At 51.7% G+C, this 2,082-nt stretch carries 2 protein-coding genes; both read left to right on the forward strand.

The genetic code is table 11. The annotated features are described in order from the left end of the window. Positions 1-479 precede the first annotated feature (479 nt). Entirely contained in the window at positions 480-1,496 is a 1,017-nt protein-coding gene (locus APH30_RS26885) for a hypothetical protein (protein WP_054914236.1), read from the forward strand. Positions 1,497-1,501: 5 nt separating this feature from the next. Beyond that, a partial coding sequence (locus tag APH30_RS26890) for a hypothetical protein (RefSeq protein ID WP_054914235.1) occupies positions 1,502-2,082 on the forward strand: 581 nt, incomplete at its 3' end.

The following is a 2,082-nucleotide window of genomic DNA, read 5'->3' on the forward strand; positions in this document are numbered from 1 at the left end:
TGTGCATGCGATAGGGTCATGTTTGTCGGTGCTGTATGTTATCCCTGTCGTTCTCCAAGTTTAATGCACATGTTTAGATTCGGCGCGTTTGATTACCATTGAAATTTTCAGCATTTTTCTCTATCGCAATGATGGCTAATTGATGCTATCTGTCGCAATCCGTGACTTCTTTCGAGGTTGACAGAGTGGAGCGTCTCGTAGTTTCCTGCACGCTTTCACGTCTTGCCCAGGCGAGAATGTGATGGAGTTGGCATTTTCTCCGTTTTGCAATGAACTTTTATGGCGGGCCTTTGTCGCAGCGGAGGGACTGGCTGTTCGCCACCTCATTGACGCAAATGCCCGGGGCGAGTGCGGTTGCTGGCCTTTACAACAGGGAGTATCAAAGGCATGGAGCTCTATCCACTACCATCCCCTTCGCTTTGCTTGAACTTGACCGGTGGTTCAGGGTCTTGTGTCCCATCGCGGGCAGGGGGCCGAGTATGAGTCAGGGCATCTACCCTTGTACCGCTGCTGACCCCATGGGGCGGGGGCCGCAAGATGGCTTGCTTGGAAGTGGTGAGCTGCCTTGGCCCAGCACAGTTGCCGCAAGGTCTTTCCCTTCTACGATGAACATCGGCGGCAGATATACCGCTAACGATCTGGACGCCGCAGAGTTCTTGATTGCCGAACTGACTGCAGAACAGAGCGAGCTGAGCGTCGAAGAAGCAGAAAATTATGCGCTTGAACTTGTTGAACTAATGAACAAGATTGCCAAGGCTGGTCGTGTGAGTGCAGACAAGCTTTTGGCATTGAAGGGGAAGGCTGAATCTATTCCGGTCGTTGGCCCGGTTTTATTCTCTACGGCCAACTTGCCTGGTACGCTGGCCGGTGTAGGAGGGGCCATTCACGCTGGATCAATGGGCACGAAAGTAGAAAACCTTCTGGATCTTACACCCGCCTTAAAAAAACAGTTGAAAAAATGGGCTGCTTCACGCGGCAAAGCCGGCAGTGTGTCGCCTGGGCGTGCGTTCCGGGGTCGAATAAAGCTGGTCAGGGTGGGCGGGAATTTGTTTTTTGAGATTCCTGCGAACGCCAGGGCTAATATTTATAGGGTCAATGGCAAGCTCGTGAATGACTCTATAAGACTTGCCGCCTACGACACCGCAAGGGAACTGCGAAAAGTTGCGCATGTTGATAATGGTGGCTATGGAAGCAAAGGTGCAGGGAAATTCATTTCAAGTGGCAAGGTGGGGGCCGCGTTAGCGTTTGGCCCGCAATTAGCCATGGATATCAGTAGCTCCTCCAGCATCGATGAGTTTTTGCGCAAGTCCGCGTACAGTCAGCCGGCTAATGCAGCTGCTTACGCCAGCGGAGTGATCATTGGCATGATCGGCGGGCCAGCTATCGTTGTGATTGTTGCCTCGCTTGTGGTCGGTGCAGCTATTCAATTCACGCTGAGTGATGATGCGACGGGCTGGGGCACTGATCTGGGCGATTACCTGACTGGAAAAGATTGAGTTAAATGTTTACGACCGAGCGATTCTTTGCGCGTATCTGGGCCTTCTGGTTTTTGATGTTGATGATTTCAGTATTAACCCTGGGGGTGGCTCCGAAGGTCGTCTTTGTGCCCATGGCCGTCGTGTCATTACTGACTTTTTGCTGGTGCGTGAAATGCGCCTATCGCTCTGAAAGGTTTGCTGATTTTGCATCGTTGCGTCTCTGCTTCAGCTTGTCTGCTATGCCGCTGTTCGCCTTTATTTTATCAATGGCGATCACCTACAAGCAGGCGAAGATGGAAGTCATGACGGCGCTGGCGATTAGTATGATTCCGCTCGTGCTTACGGCAGTGGCTTTCGCGCTGGCTTATGGACGTAGAACCAAAGTTAGTTCATTCATGTTGCGCGGCGATCGTGTTGAAGTATCCGAACCCGGTCAGGCCAATTCCTGGATTGTGGGCGGCCTGGGGGCGGGGCTGAGTAGCCTGCTGTATCCGATGATAAAAACTTATAACAATTCAATGGCCGTAGTGCTGTGCGTGATGCTATTCATTTCGCTCTATTTGGTTTTCTATCACCGTAACAATATCGCTTCGTTGAGGGCGTT

The organism is Pseudomonas sp. NBRC 111127 (assembly GCF_001320345.1).
Taxonomy (GTDB): Bacteria; Pseudomonadota; Gammaproteobacteria; order Pseudomonadales; family Pseudomonadaceae; genus Aquipseudomonas; species Aquipseudomonas juntendi.